The sequence below is a fragment of the Variovorax sp. J22P240 genome (genome assembly GCF_030316855.1).
Lineage (GTDB): Bacteria > Pseudomonadota > Gammaproteobacteria > Burkholderiales > Burkholderiaceae_C > Variovorax.
In genome coordinates this window covers 71,370-87,997 of sequence record NZ_JASZYR010000002.1, presented here as the reverse complement: position 1 = coordinate 87,997, position 16,628 = coordinate 71,370, and the positions used below count along the sequence as shown (strand labels likewise).

The 16,628-nt window shown below is 65.3% G+C and carries 12 protein-coding genes; 10 read left to right on the top strand and 2 right to left on the bottom strand.

The features are described 5' to 3' along the window. Positions 1 to 458: 458 nt before the first annotated feature. The 10 genes from QTI24_RS07265 (at position 459) to QTI24_RS07220 (ending at position 13,831) form a co-directional block, all read left to right on the top strand. Complete coding sequence (locus QTI24_RS07265; protein WP_286599398.1) at positions 459 to 3,494, top strand: ribonuclease E/G; 3,036 nt, start codon at positions 459 to 461, stop codon at positions 3,492 to 3,494. A gap of 507 nt (positions 3,495 to 4,001) precedes the next feature. Further along, the gene (locus QTI24_RS07260) at positions 4,002 to 4,724 is read left to right on the top strand and encodes a sugar transferase (protein ID WP_286599396.1); all 723 of its coding nucleotides are present in this window, start codon (positions 4,002 to 4,004) and stop codon (positions 4,722 to 4,724) included. Continuing rightward, entirely contained in the window at positions 4,721 to 6,148 is a 1,428-nt protein-coding gene (locus QTI24_RS07255; protein ID WP_286599395.1) for a mannose-1-phosphate guanylyltransferase/mannose-6-phosphate isomerase, read from the top strand. Before QTI24_RS07260 ends, QTI24_RS07255 begins: the two co-directional genes overlap by 4 nt. Positions 6,149 to 6,188: 40 nt before the next feature. Continuing rightward, complete coding sequence (gene fcl, locus QTI24_RS07250; RefSeq protein WP_286599393.1) at positions 6,189 to 7,154, top strand: GDP-L-fucose synthase; 966 nt, start codon at positions 6,189 to 6,191, stop codon at positions 7,152 to 7,154. Between the two features lie 32 nt (positions 7,155 to 7,186). Further along, positions 7,187 to 8,164, top strand: coding sequence for a hypothetical protein (locus tag QTI24_RS07245; RefSeq protein WP_286599392.1), 978 nt, complete (start codon positions 7,187 to 7,189; stop codon positions 8,162 to 8,164). Beyond that, on the top strand, positions 8,161 to 8,823 hold the full coding sequence (locus tag QTI24_RS07240) for an acyltransferase (RefSeq protein ID WP_286599391.1): 663 nt from the start codon (positions 8,161 to 8,163) through the stop codon (positions 8,821 to 8,823). Before QTI24_RS07245 ends, QTI24_RS07240 begins: the two co-directional genes overlap by 4 nt. Beyond that, a complete protein-coding gene (locus tag QTI24_RS07235; protein WP_286599390.1) occupies positions 8,820 to 10,001 on the top strand; it encodes a glycosyltransferase in 1,182 nt (393 codons plus the stop codon). The genes QTI24_RS07240 and QTI24_RS07235 overlap by 4 nt, the downstream gene beginning before the upstream one ends. Beyond that, positions 9,998 to 11,347 carry an O-antigen ligase family protein gene (locus QTI24_RS07230; protein WP_286599389.1) on the top strand — a complete coding sequence of 450 codons (1,350 nt, stop codon included), beginning with the start codon at positions 9,998 to 10,000 and terminating at the stop codon, positions 11,345 to 11,347. Before QTI24_RS07235 ends, QTI24_RS07230 begins: the two co-directional genes overlap by 4 nt. Beyond that, entirely contained in the window at positions 11,344 to 12,564 is a 1,221-nt protein-coding gene (locus QTI24_RS07225) for a glycosyltransferase (RefSeq protein WP_286599388.1), read from the top strand. Before QTI24_RS07230 ends, QTI24_RS07225 begins: the two co-directional genes overlap by 4 nt. A gap of 7 nt (positions 12,565 to 12,571) precedes the next feature. Beyond that, positions 12,572 to 13,831 (top strand): glycosyltransferase WbuB, encoded by a 1,260-nt coding sequence (locus tag QTI24_RS07220; protein WP_286599387.1) that lies wholly within the window; start codon positions 12,572 to 12,574, stop codon positions 13,829 to 13,831. A gap of 100 nt (positions 13,832 to 13,931) precedes the next feature. On the opposite strand, the gene QTI24_RS07215 is transcribed toward QTI24_RS07220, so the two are convergent. Both QTI24_RS07215 and QTI24_RS07210 read right to left on the bottom strand, forming a co-directional pair. Further along, positions 13,932 to 16,187 carry a polysaccharide biosynthesis tyrosine autokinase gene (locus QTI24_RS07215; RefSeq protein ID WP_286599386.1) on the bottom strand — a complete coding sequence of 752 codons (2,256 nt, stop codon included), beginning with the start codon at positions 16,185 to 16,187 and terminating at the stop codon, positions 13,932 to 13,934. Beyond that, a complete protein-coding gene (locus tag QTI24_RS07210) occupies positions 16,184 to 16,624 on the bottom strand; it encodes a low molecular weight protein-tyrosine-phosphatase (protein ID WP_286600067.1) in 441 nt (146 codons plus the stop codon). The genes QTI24_RS07215 and QTI24_RS07210 overlap by 4 nt, the downstream gene beginning before the upstream one ends. Positions 16,625 to 16,628: the final 4 nt, after the last annotated feature.

Here is a 16,628-nt window from a genome sequence, read left to right as displayed (position 1 = left end):
GCCGAACTCGCAAGCCACGCGCAAGAGCGCAAGGCGGCGGGCACTGCATCCGAGTCAAGCCGACGCCCACGAAACACCGATACGGAATACCCCAGCCGGCAGGCTACAAGCTGCCGGCGGATCGAAGCGAGTACCTTGTGTTGATGCTACTGATTCAACTGCTCCTGCGCTGGCTGCCGCCAGCGAGATCAGGCATTGAATCGCCAGCAGAGCGCGCCACCATTGCGCCAATAGCTATAAAAAATATAGCAAATCAACACCACATCGGGCTCGCGCCCATCCACGCGCCCCCACCCCGTCTGCCATCGACTTGATACTCGAGGTGGTTGTCCGCGCTTGCGCGGCGGCCATGGCAGCCAGGGCACAGAGGCAATTCCTTCGTTTCGCGCGACGTCGTCCGTGCATCGTTAGGTCCGTCACGGACCGGTAGAACGACAGAAATAGAAGGACAACGCATCATGAAGCGGATGCTGATCAACGCCACGCAGGCTGAAGAACGCCGCCTGGCCATCGTCGACGGACAAAAGCTCCTCGACTACGAAATCGAGATCGAAGGGCGCGAACAGCGCAAGGGCAACATCTACAAGGCCGTGGTGACGCGCGTCGAGCCGTCGCTGGAAGCCTGCTTCGTCGACTACGGCGAAGACCGCCACGGCTTCCTGCCGTTCAAGGAAATCTCCAAGCAGTACTTCGCGGAAGGCGTCTCGGCCAGCCAGGCCCGGATCCAGGATGCAATCAGGGAAGGCCAGGAACTGGTCGTCCAGGTCGAGAAAGAAGAGCGTGGCAACAAGGGCGCGGCCCTCACCACCTTCATTTCGCTGGCCGGCCGCTACGTCGTGCTGATGCCGAACAACCCGCGCGGCGGCGGTGTCAGCCGGCGCATCGAGGGCGACGACCGCGCCGAACTCAAGGAGGCGATGGACCAGCTCGAATACCCCAAGGGTATGAGCATCATCGCCCGCACCGCAGGCATCGGCCGCTCCGCGCCCGAACTGCAGTGGGACCTGAACTACCTGCTCAAGCTCTGGACCGCCATCGACGGCGCAGCCAAGGGCGGCAAGGGCGCCTTCCTGATCTACCAGGAATCCTCGCTGGTCATCCGCGCGATCCGTGACTACTTCAATCACGACATCGGCGACATCCTGATCGACACCGACGACATCTACGACCAGGCACAGCAGTTCATGGCGCACGTGATGCCGGAACATGCCGCCCGCGTGAAGCGCTATCGGGACGACGCTGCGCTATTCAGCCGCTTCCAGATCGAGCACCAGATCGAATCGGCCTACGCTCGCACCGTGCAACTGCCCAGCGGCGGCGCGATCGTGATCGACCACACCGAAGCACTGGTTTCCGTCGACGTGAACTCGGCGCGAGCCATCAAGGGCGGCGACATCGAGGAAACCGCGACCCGCACCAACCTCGAAGCCGCCGACGAAGTCGCGCGCCAGATGCGCCTGCGTGACCTGGGCGGCCTGATCGTCATCGACTTCATCGACATGGACGAGTCGAAGAACCGCCGCGAAGTCGAAAGCCGCCTGCGAGATGCCCTGCGCCAAGACCGCGCCCGCGTCCAGTTCGGCTCGATCAGCAAGTTCGGCCTCATGGAAATGAGCCGCCAGCGCCTGAAGCCAGCGCTGAGCGAGGGCTCGTCGATCCCCTGCCCCCGTTGCGGCGGCTCGGGCCACATCCGCGACACCGAATCGAGCGCGCTGCAGATCCTGCGCATCATTCAGGAAGAGTCGATGAAGGACAACACGGCAGCAGTGCATGTGCAGGTGCCGGTGGAAGTGGCCTCCTTCCTGTTGAACGAGAAGCGCCCCGAGATCGCCAAGATCGAGCTCAAGCAGCGCGTGACCGTGCTGATGGTGCCCAACAAGACGCTCGAAACCCCCAACTACAAGCTGGAACGGCTCAAGCACGACGATCCACGGCTCGACCACATCGAAGCCAGCTACAAGATGGCCGACGAGATCGAGGACCCGACCTCCGTCACGCGCCGCTCGCAGGAGCCGACCAACAAGCAGACCCCGGTGATCAAGGGGGTGCTACCCGATGCACCGGCGCCAATCGCCGTGCCGAAGCCCGAGACGGTGCGCCCGCCTGTGGCCGCACCGGCACCCACGACGACGGCTACGGCCGCGCCTGCGGTGGCCAAGTCGGCCGAAACCGGCTTTTTCGGCTGGATCAAGCGCCTGTTCGGTGCAGAGCCGGCGCCGGCGCCTGCCCCCGTCGCCATTCCCATCGAGGCACCGAAGCCGCGCCGTGAAGGACGTGGCGGGCGTGACGGCGAAGCTCCGCGCACCGCTCGCGAAGGCGAACAGCGCCGCGGTGGACGCGGCGAAGGACGTGGTGGCCGCGACGGCGATCGCCGCGGGGCTCGCTCCGGCGAGCGTCGTGAGGGCGAGCGCCGCGAAGGACGTGAAACTCGTAGCGAAGCACGCAATGACGGCCAGGTGCGTGAGCCCCGTGACACCCGCGCGCCTCGCGAAGGCGAGCGCCGTGGCCGCGGTGAACGCCGTGACGGCGAAGCGCGCCAGTTGCCGGCCGAGGCGACCGACATTCAACTTGACGCACAAGCGATCGCCTCGAACGCCGGCGACGAAGCGGCTACGCCTTCGGAACGCGCACCGCGCGGTCGCGGCGAACGTCGGGAGCGCGGTGAGCGCGGTGAGCGTGGGGAACGCGGCGAGCGCAACACCGACGCCCAGCGCGAACGCAATGGCGAGACCACCGGCGAGACTAACGTCCAAGCTTCGCAAGGTGATGCTCCGGCCGAACGCGGCCAGCGCAACGGTCGCGAAGAGCGCGCACCCCGTGGCGAGCGCAACGAAGGACGCCGCGAGCGTCGCAACGAAGGCACCCCCCGGTCTGACGAGGCATCGGTGGAAGCTCAAGCTCAAGCGGTCGACGCCAACGCATCCACGGGTGCCGGCGCGATCGGCGAAGGCCAAGGTCCCGATGCCGCAACGCGCCGCGACGGCGAAGAGCGCCGCGGCCGGTCGCGGGACCGCTACGGCCGCGATCGCCGCGAGCGCAGCCCCCGCGACGACGCTGATGTGAATCAGCCTGCTCCGGCTGCCCCCGTGACCGCCCAGGCGGACGACGCGCTTCAGGTCGAGGCACCGCCTGTCATGGCGCGCCCTGAGCGCGTCGCAGCCCCTGTGGCGGCGCCCATCGTCGTGGAGGCGAAAACCGCCGCCTCCTCGCGGGCTCTTCCGAAGATTCAGCCCTTCGAACTACCGCTGGACGAACTCGCCCAGGTGGCGGAAGGCTCCGGCCTGCATTGGGTCAATTCGGACGCTGAACGCGTCGCACAGGTTCGCGCTGCGATCGCGGCGGAACCCAAGCCGGTGCACGTGCCGCGCGAACGCCCGCCGGCGATCGTGATCGACGAAGGTCCGCTGGTGCTGGTCGAGACCCGCCGCGACCTCGGCTCGATGGTCCTGCCTTTCGAGCAGCAGCCCGGACAGGACGCAAGCGCCCGTCACTGAGGCGCAAGGGGAGGCGCCTCGCCTCCCCTTTCTCATTTGATCTGAAGAGCCGGCTCGCACGAGCCTCGCGGCACCCGGTTGCCGCAGCCATCCTGAAGACTGGAAGGTCTCCGCCAGCGCCCGCGGGACCCTTTCCTTCACATTCGCGCACCAACGGCCTACTTTGGCTCGCAATCTCGGCGAGAAGATGCTGCGTTGCCCATCGGAAACATCCGTGCTTTCGTGACAAATCGCCAAACGGCGTATGCAAACAACACCCCCAGAGCGTTTAACGTTAACATGTTGTCATACAAAAGGATTACACTTTGGGTGGATATGTTGCAGTGCATCAAAGTGGGCCAGGCAGATACCTACAGAGGAGAAGACCTAGGCCGTTTGGCGGAAGATGTACGGCTTTTGTTGACATCACAGCGGCCGCAGCATATGTTCAAATTCTTGCTAATAGTAGTAAAGCGTTACACTGCCGCGCTCTTGATTGAGGCAGCACCCGTTACGGGGGATTTTTAAATGTTTCGTTCAGACTCGACCGCACATGGCAACGTGGTCCGACGCTTCCCCCCGGAAGGTGGTGGCCCTCCTTCGCCCCCCATTTACGCACAACCGCGCAAGCTCAACCTCGCCGAACGCGTCACGAAGCGGACCTTCGACATCGTGGGCGCGCTGGTCTTCTTCGTCGTTTTCGGACCCCTCTATTTGCTGGTCGCGCTGGGCGTTGCAGTCAGCATGGGGCGGCCGGTCCACTTCTGGCAAAACCGCCTCGGAGAAAGAGGCCAACGGTTTCGCTTCTACAAGTTCCGCTCGATGGTCCGCAATTCCGAGGACGTGCTGGACGAATTCCTGAGCCGCAACGACATGGCGCGCACCGAATGGGACACCTTTCAGAAGCTGGAAAAGGATCCGCGGATTACGCCGATCGGCCAGTTCATCCGCAAGCTGAGTCTCGACGAGCTCCCCCAGTTCTGGAATGTGCTCAAGGGCGACATGAGCATCGTGGGGCCCCGCCCCTGCATGGAGCGCCAGCGCAGTCTCTACGGCAAGGGTTGGGAGCACTATTGCGCGATGCGTCCTGGCATCACGGGGCTGTGGCAGGTCAGCGGACGCAATCGCTTGTCGTACGCCCGCCGCGTCGAACTGGATGTGGAATACGTCAGCAACTGGTCCCTATGGCTCGACATCAAGATCCTCGTGAGGACGGTCCGCGCCGTCACCACGGGGGAGGGCTCGCGATGACTCAGATCCAGCCCGTCGTCCTGTGTGGAGGCAGCGGCACAAGACTGTGGCCGCTGTCGCGCAAGACCCTTCCCAAGCAATTCGTTCCACTGGTCGGCAACAAAAGCCTTCTCCTGCTCACACTCGAGCGGTTGCGGCAGCTCAACACCGAGGTGACCTGCGTCGCGGCTGAAGAGCATCGCTTTCTCGTCCAGGAAGGCATCGACGCAGCCCAGGTGAGCGGCAAGCAACTGCTGGAGCCGGTGGCACGGAACACGGCCGCTGCGATGGCCGCGACCGCGCTGCTGACCGACCCCGAACGCCTGCTGCTCTTCGCGCCTGCCGACCATCACATCCCGGATTCGGAGCGCTTCGTCGCCACGATCCTCAAAGGCATCCCTGCCGCGCTGGCGGGTTATCTCGTGACCTTCGGCGTCGAGCCGACGTTCCCGAGCACGGCCTACGGCTACATCCGTCAGGGCGACAAGCTCGACGCGGCACTGGGCGAAGAAGCTGGCCACGCGGTCGCTGCCTTCATCGAGAAGCCGGATGCAGCCCGTGCCGAACAGTTGCTACTGGAAGGCGGAAACCTCTGGAATGCCGGGATTCTTCTCGTGCAGGCCAAGGTGCTGATCGCGGCGCTTCAGGAGCACGCGAGCGACATCCTGGACGCCTGCAAGCTTGCGACTGCGACGATCGACGCTGACGGCGATTTCATGCGCATGGACGGCGCTGCCTTCGGGCGCTGCCGCAGCCAAAGCATCGACTACGCGGTGCTCGAAAAATGCGCTCGCGTCGCGGTCATTCCCTTCCAGGGCCGGTGGAGCGATGTGGGCAGCTGGAATGCCGTCGCCGACCTGCACGACACCGATGCCAACGGCAACCGCATCAGCGGCCACGGCTTCGCGATGAGCGCCACCAACACCTTCATCCATGCGCCCGGCCGCCCGGTCGTGGCCCTGGGCACCAAGGATCTGCTGGTCGTCGACACGCCCGATGCGCTCCTGGTCGTGCACAACGAATGCGCAGAGCAGGTCAAGGACGTGGTCGCCTTGCTGACCACGCACGGCCACAGCCAGGCGACGCGGCATCGGCGCGTTCCAAGGCCGTGGGGCGCCTACGACAGCATCGACGACGGCGAACGTTTCGCCGTCAAGCGCCTGACGGTCAAGCCCGGCGCGCGACTGGCGCTGCGCATGCACCACCACCGCGCCGAACACTGGGTCGTCGTCCAGGGCACGGCCAAGGTGACCTGCGACGACAAGGCGCAGCTCGTCAAGGAAAACGAATCGATCTACATCCCCGTGGGTGCGATCTACCGGCTGGAGAACGCCGGCAAGACCACCCTGGAAGTGATCGAGGTCCAGACCGGTGGATACCTCGGCGAAGACGACATCGTGCGTCTCGACGACGCCCCTTCCGCAGGCGAAAGAAAACTCGCCTGATCGACCTCTCCCATCAACCTCAAGCCAGCGCGGTAGTTCAATGAACGAGTTTCAGAAGCGAATCTTCGTGGCGGGGCACCGCGGCATGGTTGGGAGCGCGATCGTGCGGTGCCTGGCCGAGAAGGGTTACACCCACATCGTGTCCAGGACCCATGCGGAGCTCGACCTGACCGACCAGGCCCAGGTGCGCGCCTTCTTTGCCGAGGAACGGCCCCAGGAGGTCTATGTGGCTGCCGCGAAAGTGGGCGGCATTCACGCCAACAACAGCTATCCGGCCGAGTTCATCTACTCGAACCTGATGGTCGAGGCGAACCTGATCCACGAGTCCTGGCGCACGGGCGTGAGCAAGCTGCTCTTCCTGGGTTCGAGCTGCATCTATCCGCGGCTGGCCCCGCAGCCCATGGCCGAAGACGCGCTGCTGACCGGCAAGCTGGAACCCACCAACGAGCCCTATGCGGTCGCGAAGATCGCCGGCATCAAGCTCTGCGAGAGCTACAACCGGCAGTACGGCTGCGACTTCCGCAGCGTGATGCCGACCAATCTGTATGGGCCGGGCGACAACTATCATCCCGAGAACAGCCACGTGCTGCCGGCGATGATCCGTCGCTTCCACGAAGCGAAGCTCAGCGACGCACCCTCGGTGGTCATCTGGGGCACGGGCTCACCGAAGCGGGAGTTCCTCTATGTCGACGACATGGCAAGGGCCTGCGTGCACGTCATGGACCTTCCGCGGAACACCTATGCGGCCCATACGGACGTCATGGCCAGCCACATCAACGTCGGCAGCGGTGAAGACCTTTCGATCGCCGAACTTGCACAGACGGTGAGCGACGTGGTGGGCTACCGCGGCGCGATCCACTTCGACACCAGCAAGCCGGACGGAGCGCCGCGCAAGCTGCTCGATATTTCCTGCATCCGCGAACTCGGCTGGAAGCCGAGGGTTTCCCTGCGCGCGGGAATTGTGCTCGCGTACGAAGATTTCTGCAGCGAAGAACTTGTCGCTTGAGGGGCGCGCCCCTCCCCGTCGTGATGTCGAGCATGCACGCAGCCTCCATTTCCCTCATCCCGCCGGGCACCGGCGGCGTGCGGGACTACGCGACGACCGTCGGAGGCCCGCTCCACACGCCGCTGCTGGAGTTGACGCCCACGACGGACACCTCGACCCTGTCCGGCGATTTCCTGCTGCTGCATTTCAGCGGCTACGGATTCCAGAAGCGCGGCGTGCCGGTCTGGCTGGTCCGGAAGGTCCGCAGCCTGCGCACCCAGTTCAAGGCCTTCGGAATCGTGTTTCACGAACTCTTCGCGCCGGCAGGTTCTCCGCTGGGTTCGGCGTTCTGGCTCAACGGCTATCAGAAGCGGATCGCCAAGCAACTGCTCGTGCTCTCCGATTTCTGGCTCACCAATCGGGAAGAGTCCGGCCGTTGGCTGCTGAATCAATCCCAGGCCGCGCCTCATCGCGTGCTTCCGGTGTTTTCCAACGTGGGCGAGCCTCCTGCGGTCGATCTGGACAGGGAACCTCGGCTGGTCGTCTTCGGGAGCTCCGGGGTGCGGGCCAATGTCTATCAATGGGGCGACGGCGAGATCTTCCGCTGCGCCAAGCGAAAAGGACTCGAGATCCACGACATCGGGCCGGCCATGTCCGACGGCGTGCTGGCACAGCGCCTCGCGCAGGAAGGTGTCGTCACGCATGGAAAGCTGTCGGCCGAGGATGTCAGCCGCGCACTGTCCAGCGCGACCTATGGCGCCCTGTCGTATCCGACGGACTACGTCTCCAAGAGCGGCGTCTTCGCCGCATACAGCGCCCATGGCATCTGCCCCATCCTGCTCTGGCAGGACTACGGGGCGCACGACGGCCTGACGGCCAACGTCCACTACGCGGCCGGTTTCGATGCGTTGGAAGCGTCCGACATCGATTCGCGCTCCGTCGGACTCGCCGCGCGCCAATGGTATGAGCCACACTGCGTGAATGCCCATGTCACCGCGCTTCGCACGCTGATCTCCGAGGCTCGAAGGTGAACGACATCCGCTTTCTCTGGACCTCGCGCGAGCGACCCGAACCAGGGTCGCGGCGCTGGCTCGTGGTGTGGGCGAAGCGGGCGCTGAACTTGCAAGGCTTGCTCAAGATCCTGATGAATCGCCGCCACTTTCGCGCGCGCGGAGTCGAGGTAGGGGCGCTGTCCATCCTCGACCGCTTCGATCTCAAGGGACCGGCCTCGAACCTGCGCGTCGGTGAGCACACCTTCATCTCAGGCTCGGCGGAGATCGTCGTGCTCGACACCGTCACCATCGGCTCGCGCGTGGTCATCAATGACCGCGTCACCATCCTGACCGCCAGCCACCATCTCGGCGACCCGGGCTGGCGGCTCTTTAAGAAGCCGATCCACATCGAGGACTACGCATGGATCGCCGTCGGCGCGACGATCCTGCCTGGCGTCAGGATCGGCTATGGCGCCGTCGTCGGCGCGGGCGCAGTGGTCGCGAAGGATGTCCCCCCGCTCGCGGTGGCCACGGGCAATCCCGCGACGATCCGGCTGAACGCTCGTCCACCCAATCTTTGCTACGACCCCGTTTCGCTGCTGCCCGCCTATGAGGCGTGGACCGGCCACGACAAGGAACTTGCCGCACCGGCGACGTCACCGCTGCAGGGCGAGACGGGCGTAGGACCACGACCATGAGATCCGTCCTCGTTACCCATCCCGGGCTGCAGCATTCGCACCAGCTCGCGCTGGCCCTCCATGAGAGGTCGCTGCTGCAGTCTTTCTGGTCCGGCGTGCCCGTGACCGCGCAAGGCGAGCCGCCCCCGTGGTGGCTGCCGGGCAGATACCGCCAGAAGCTCCGCCACGTCGACATTCCCGAGACACTGCGCCGTCATCCGGCGCGCTTCCAGTTTGCGTTGCGCGTGGCGCGGTCGATGAGCCATGGCCGGACAAGCTCCGATACGACGCATCGCATCTTCCATTGGTTCGACGCGTGGGCCGCACGGCAAATCCTGCAGTTCAAGCCGAAGGTCGTGGTCGCCTATGAAAACGCGGCGTACCACACCTTCAAGGCCGCCAAGGCGATCGGCGCGCGATGCGTGCTGGATGCCGCGGCGTTCCACCACCAGTCGGCGGCCGAACTGATCGGCCAAGGCACCACGCCCTACACGCCCGAGATCAACCGGCGCAAGGACGAAGAGGTCGAGATGGCCGACCTCATCCTCACCTGCTCACCGCTGGCGGCGGAAAGCTACGTGTCGAACGGCGTCTCGCGCGACAAGCTGCGCCCCTTGCTCCTGGGCGCGGAGCCGCCGCCCCAGATGCCGACCTGGCAGCCGCCCCAGGGCAGCCCGCGATTCGTGTTCGCGGGCACGCTGTGCCATCGCAAATCGGTCGACCTGATCGTCGACGCGTTCCAGCGCCTGCATGCCGACGGCCTGTCGTACGACCTGGAGTTCATGGGCGGCATCGGCGAGCCGAGTTTGCTGAGCGCGGTCGAGGCCACGCCCAACGCCCGCCACACGGCCAATGCGCCGCAGAAGGAGCTGTACTCGGTGCTGGCCCAGGCGGACTGCCTCCTGCTTCCCTCCCGGTCCGACTCCTTCGGCATGGTCGTCGCCGAAGCCATGGCCTGCGGCACGCCGGCGATCGTATCGACGCAGACCGGTGCCAAGGCGATGGTCGAGGCCTACCCGGGAAGCGGCTGGATCGTCGAGCCCGACGCGGATGCGCTTTATGCCACCGTGCGCCATCTCATCCAGAATCCCCAACTGCTGCAGGCGGCACGACCGGCCGCAATGCAGTCGGGGCAGGCCTTTTCATGGGCCAACTACCGCTCTCGCGCGGGCCACCTTCTGGAGGAGTTCGTGCAATGAGCACCACGGCGGCGCAATTTCCGCGCGCGTTGAGCCAGCGCACCTCGCTGAGCCGTGCCGGCTATGCGTTCATCGCGGTCTTCCTGCTCGTAGTGCTGGAAGGTGCGGTCCGCAAGTGGGTGCTTTTGTCGGCGACATTGCCGCTGATCCTGGTGCGCGATCTGCTCGCGATCTACGTGATCTTCTACGCGTGGAACATCGGAGCCCTGCGGCGGCAGAAACGCATCACCACGGTGCTGCTCGCATGGTCGTGCGTGGTCGTGGCATGGGGCCTTCTGCAACTCGTCGCCGGAGAGAGTTCGCCGGCCGTGCTGCTGATCGGCCTGCGCTTCTGGCTGCTCTATATCTGGTTCGGCGTTGCGGCGGCTGCGGCAATGAACGAAGCCGACTACCGCGCGGCCATGCTGGTGGCGGTTGGCACCCTCCTCGTGATGGCGCCACTCTCGGTGGTGCAGCACTTTTCGCCGCCGGGCGCGCGCATCAATGCGCAGTTGGAAGGCGGAGACGAAGAAGGGGTTTTCGTCGCGGTGGCCGGCGTGGTCCGCACGACAGGGACTTTCAGTTTCACGCTTGGCTACTCCACCTTCATTGCGCTCGTGGCGCCTCTGGTCTTCGCGCTCGTTGGCGCAAGGAAGAGGACCAGGCTGCAGTTTCTGTTCGTGGTGGCGGCCTTCGGGTGCTTCATCATCGCCAGCGTGGTCAGCGGCTCGCGCACGGCGGTCATCTACTCGGGCCTGATGGTGGCAACCTACTTTGCGGGAAGGCTCTGGCTCGCGAAGGGCAAGGGGAAGGTCAGGGCGGCCATTGCCATCTTCTTCGGCATGATCCTGGTGGCGTTGCTCCTCTATGCGTTCAGCGGCGCCATCGAAGTCACGGGACAGCGGTTCGAGCAGGCCTCGGAGGTCGAGGACTTCTGGGAGCGCATGCTCCACATCTTCATCGGCGAGCCCTACACCTACAAGATGATCACGTGGCTGGGATACGGGCTCGGCCTGGGCTCCAACCTGGCCACCTATGTGCGCACGGGCGACTCCACCTACTTTGCGTTGGCCGAAGTCGAGGCCAGCCGGATCCTGCTGGAAGGTGGCCTGATCGGCTACTTGTTCACGGCGCTCAAGCTCGTGGTCCTGGCCATCGGAGTCGGCAAGAGCATACGCCTCGCCTACAAGCAGCGCTCCGTGTACCCGATCCTGCTCTGGATGACCGTGTCTCTGGCCATCCTTACCTGGCCGGCGGTGGGCCAGATCTCCGCGCATGGGCTGCTGGGCCTCATGCTGGCTTTCGGGTTGCTCGTCTTCAGGTACCCGAAGATGGAATTCTTCCCCCCTCGAAGCTCGTCGCCGTGAGGCTCCTTCACCTGATCACGTCGGTCGACCCCCGCGGAGGCGGTCCCATCGAGGGCGTCCTGAGAATCCACGAAGCACTCGTCGACCTCGGCCACGGCAGCGAACTGCTGTCGCTGGACGATCCCTCGGCGCAGTTCGTGCGCAACTGTCCGGCGCCGGTGCATGCGCTGGGGCCATCGTCCACCAGCTACCGTTACAACGCGAACGTCGTCGGCTGGCTGCGCGAGCATGCGTCCGACTATGACGCCGTGATCGTCAACGGGCTCTGGCAGTACCCCGGCTTCGCCGCATGGCGGGCGCTGAGCCAGTCCGTCACGCCCTACTTCGTCTACACGCACGGGATGCTCGATCCGTGGTTCAAGCGGCGCTATCCGCTCAAGCACCTGAAGAAATGGCTGTACTGGCCCTGGGCCGAATACCGGGTTCTGCGCGATGCGGCCGCGGTGATCTTCACCTGCGAGGAGGAACGCGTACTGGCGCGCCAATCCTTCTGGCTGTATCGCGCGCGGGAAGTCGTGGGCTCCTACGGCACCTCATCTCCGCCATCGAATGCGCGGGAACTGGCGTCTACCTTCCTGTCGGCGTTCCCCGAGCTGAAGGACAAGCGCCTGCTGCTCTATCTTGGCCGCGTCCACGAAAAGAAGGGTGGCGACCTGCTGGTCGAAGCGTTTGCCCGCGTGCTGGGTGACAGTCCGGACCTGCGGCTCGTGATGGCCGGCCCCGGCGAGGAAGCTCTCGTGCAGCAGCTCAAGAGCCGCGCCGAGCAATTGGGCATCGCGTCGCACATCACATGGACGGGGATGCTGGCCGGCGACATGAAATGGGGCGCCTTCTACGCCGCCGACGCCTTCTGCCTGCCCTCTCACCAGGAAAACTTCGGCATCGCCGTGGTGGAAGCGCTTGCCTGCGGCAAGCCGGTCCTGATCAGCGACAAAGTGAACATCTGGCGCGAGATCGCCGAAGACGGCGCGGGTCTGGTCGGCGACGACACGCTCGAAGCGACCGTCGACACCCTGCAACGCTGGCTGGCGCTGCCGCGTTCGGAAGTAGCTGCCTTGCGCATCGCGGCGCTGCGCTGCTTTCAATATCGCTTTCAGGTCAGGCAGGTCGCCGAGACACTCGTCCAGATCATCGGAGACCATTCTCCCGGGGCCTCGCGCTTCGGCCCACTTCAAGGTCCGCAAAGCGCGCCGAGCCGGCGCCACAACACTGTCTGAAGGCCTCATGAAGCTCCTCGTCTACGGAATCAATTTCGCGCCAGAGCTCACCGGCATCGGCAAGTACACGGGCGAAATGGTTGCCTGGCTGGTCGCGCAGGGGCATGAGGTGCGCGTCGTCACCGCCCCGCCCTACTACCCGGACTGGGCCGTCTGGCCCGGCTACAGCGCTTCGCGCTACGCCACCGAGACATGGCACGGCGCCGCTGTGATCCGCACGCCGCTGTGGGTGCCACGCAAGGTGACGGGCGCCCGCCGCCTCCTCCATCTGGCCAGCTTCGCGCTGACCAGCATCCCGGCGCTGCTCGCGCAATGGCGTTGGAAGCCCGACGTCGTGTGGGTGACCGAGCCGCCCTTGTTCTGCTCGCCGGCCGCACTCGCGTTCGCGCGCCTGCGTGCGGCCAAGGCATGGCTGCACATCCAGGACTATGAAGTGGATGCAGCCTTCGAACTCGGCCTCCTCAAAGGTGCGCGCCTGCGTTCGCTCGTCGCGGCCGTCGAGCGTGGCCTGATGCGCCGCTTCGACCGCATCTCGACCATCTCGCTGCGCATGATGGAACGCGCCAGCACCAAGGGCACCGAGGACGCCAGACTGGTCTCGCTGCCCAACTGGGCCGACGTATCCGCCATCCAGCCGCTGCGCGCCGACAGCCCCTATCGCGCTGAACTCGGCATCGCTTCCGACGCCGTGGTCGCCCTCTATTCCGGCAACATGGGCGCGAAACAGGGTCTGGAACTGCTGGCCGAGACCGCCCTCATGCTTCGCGACCACCCGAAGCTTGAGTTCGTCTTCTGCGGCAACGGCGCCGGCCGCGCCGACCTGATGAAGCGCTGCGAGGGACTTGCGAACGTGCGCTTTCTGGACCTGCAACCCGTCGACCGCCTGGGCGACCTGCTGGGCCTTGCTGACATTCATCTCTTGCCCCAGCGCGCCGACGCCGCCGACCTCGTGATGCCCTCCAAGCTTACCGGCATGCTGAGCAGCGGCCGTCCGGTCGTCGCCGGCGCCCGCGCCGAAACCGAACTCGGCAAGGTCACAGCCCAATGCGGCATCGCCGTCCCCCCAGACGACGCCAAGGCCTTCGCCGGCGCCGTCATGACCCTGGCATCCCAGCCAGACCTGCGCCGCGACCTCGGAGCCCGGGCCCGTAGCTACGCCGAAGAACGCTTCGATCGCAACGCCGTGCTAGCGCAGTTCGAACGCGACCTGGAAGCCTGCACCACTCAAGTGGAACCCCAGGGCCGGCGTAGCCAAGCCCCTTCGTGAGCCCTTCGTGGACACCGCGGAACCGGCTCCGCCGGGCCGCTGTTGTTGCCCCCGGCAGGGGGTGGGCGGCTACACGAAGTGAGCAAGCCTGGGGGCGAGCCTATTGCTCTTCGGGCAGGATGCTCTCGTAGTTGTAGTTGGTATAGCGATAACGGCCGTACTTGTACGCCGCATACGCGCGGCGCCCGACGTTCATCGCATTGAGCAGCACGCCTGTGGCCGTCTTGCCGCTCATCACGAGCCGCCGCGTGCTTTCCTTCAGTTCGCCCATGGTCGACAGATCCGCACGCGCCACCAGCAACACCGTGCCCGCATGCGCCGCGACGGTGCTCGTGTCGGCAGCGACCAGCACCGGCGGGGTATCGATGACGACGAGGTCGTACTGCGCGGACAACTTTTCCAGTGCCGACTTGAACGAATCGGACACCAGCAGTTCAGCAGGGTTCGGAGGCAATTGGCCAGTGGCCAGGAAATCCAGGTTCGGTACCACCTGGCGGTGCACGGTCTGCTGCACCGTCAAGCTGCCCGCAATCAGTTCGGACAGGCCGCCATGGCGCTGTAGTCCGAAGTACTGGTGCGTGTGGCCGCGCCGGAGGTCGGCGTCGATCAACAGCGTCTTCCGACCGGCTGCCGCCATCAGCGCGGCGAAGTTCGCCGTCACAAAGCTCTTGCCCACGCCCGGCGTGGGGCCGGTGATCAGGACGCGGTTGTTCGGAGACTCCAGCATCGCGAACTGCATCGCGGTGCGCAGGCTTCGCAGGCTTTCCACCGCGGGATCGTCCGGATGCTCGATGGCCAGCAGCCTGACGCCGGTGGCGCCACTGAGTCGTCGCTTGGAGATCGCGTCCTGCGCCGCACTCAACGGGATCGTGGAGAACACCGGCAGTCCACTCTCGGCCTCGACTTCGTGCGGATCGCGGAGCCGCCGCTCGACGAAGGCGTTGCGCAGGAAGGCGGCGGCGACGCCCAGGAACAAGCCCAAGGCCAATGCGGCACCGATGATGACCTTCCGGTTCGGCTTGACGGGATAGGTCGGAAGGATGGCTTCATCCAGCACGCGGACATTGCCGACCTTGCCTTCCTTCACCAGCCGCAGTTGCAGCGCGTTGTTGAGCAGCGACTGGTAGAGCTCCGTGTTCACCTTCACGTCGCGCTCCATGCGCACAGCCTCCTGCTGAAGCGCGGGCAGGTTCTTGATCCGCGCCTGGATGCCGCCCATGTCCACCTTCAGGGCGGCGATCTGCGAGTCCAGGGTCTGGATGGTGGGGTGATTCACGGTGAACCGGCTTTCCAGTTCGCGCCGGCGTTGCTCGGCTTCGAGCAGCTTCGTCTGGCGATCGACTGCCTGCCCCAGGACCAGCGTGGCCTCCTCCCCGATGGTCACGGTGCCCTTCTCCATGCGAAAGCGGTTGTAGGCGTCCTCGGAGGCCTCCACCTGGCGCTTGAACTGCGGAAGCTGGACGTCGAGGAACGCCAGGGTCTTCTGCGCCTCTGCCGCCTTGCGCTCGATGTTCTGCTTGACGTATTGCTCACCGACCGCGTTCAGCAAGCGTGTGAGCTTGTAGGGATCGCCGTCCTGCAGTGACACGCTGATGATGCCGGACGCCTTGCCACGCTCGGCCAGGGCGAGGCTGGACTGCAGGGCGATAGTGGTCGGCAGCTTGGCGGAGCGCACGAGGTTGAACTGCGCACCCGGCTTGCCGGCGAGCTCGGTCACCAGCAGCTCGATGCTTCCCTTGCCGACATTCGCCTTCAGGAGCGTGCCAACCGTCCCGGTCAGCGGCTCGGGCAGGCCCGGGGACGAAAGCGTGTACTTCCCGGCCTCCTGGGCGGTCACGATGAAGAGCGAACCCTCCATTTGGACAGGCACGTTGAATTCGGACACCGCGATCTGCTCCGTGCCCGACACGTAGCCGTCGAGCCACAGGAAGCCCGGGTCCGACAGGCCGGTCGCGCGCCGCGCCATCCAGCCGCCGACGTACGGGACGTAGCGCGGATTGGCCGTGATGTAGAGCTTGGTGGCCTCCACCGCTTGGCCCGCGATCATGCGCGAACGAAGAATCTCGATCTCCGCGCTCGCGGGTGTCTTGACGTCGACCAGCCCGCCGGCTTCGCTCAGGATGCCCTTGCCGCCGGCGTCCGTATCCTCGACCTGGACGACAAGGTTCCCCTCGTAGATCGGCCGCTGCAGCAACGCATAGGCGACGCCGATCGCGAACACGACGAGGGTGACGGCAGCAATCAACCACTTGTTCGCCGTCAGGACCTCGAGGTAGTGCCCGAGGTTGAGATCCTCCTCGTCCGTCGTGCCGAACGAACTGGGACTGGCTTTGGGTGGTGTGAGAGTGGAGGTCATCGACTGGATACTCTTGATATGCGTTTGACCCATTCCTGGGCCCCGTCTTCTATGAGCGAAAAGGACTGGCTGAAAGCCGTGCGGCCCGCGCGGTAGGGGTCAGGCACGTCCTGGTCGCTGAACTCGCACAGACGAAACACCTTGCCGGCAGCAAAGACGTAGCGCTCCTCGACCGTGCGCCGCTGCTCATGGTCCATCACCAGGATCAGATCGGCTCTCTGGCACAGGTCGAGACTGATCTGGCGCGCACGATGGCTTGCGAGGCTGAGGCCGCGCTCGTCCATCAATTCGCAGGCGATCGGATCTGCCTTGCTCCCGACCAGCGCCTCCAGGCCCGCGGAACTGACCTGCGCGTCCGGCAAGGCCGCGGCAAGAAGGCCTTGCGCCATCGGGCTGCGACAGATGTTTCCGAGGCACACGACGAGGACGTTCCGGATGGTC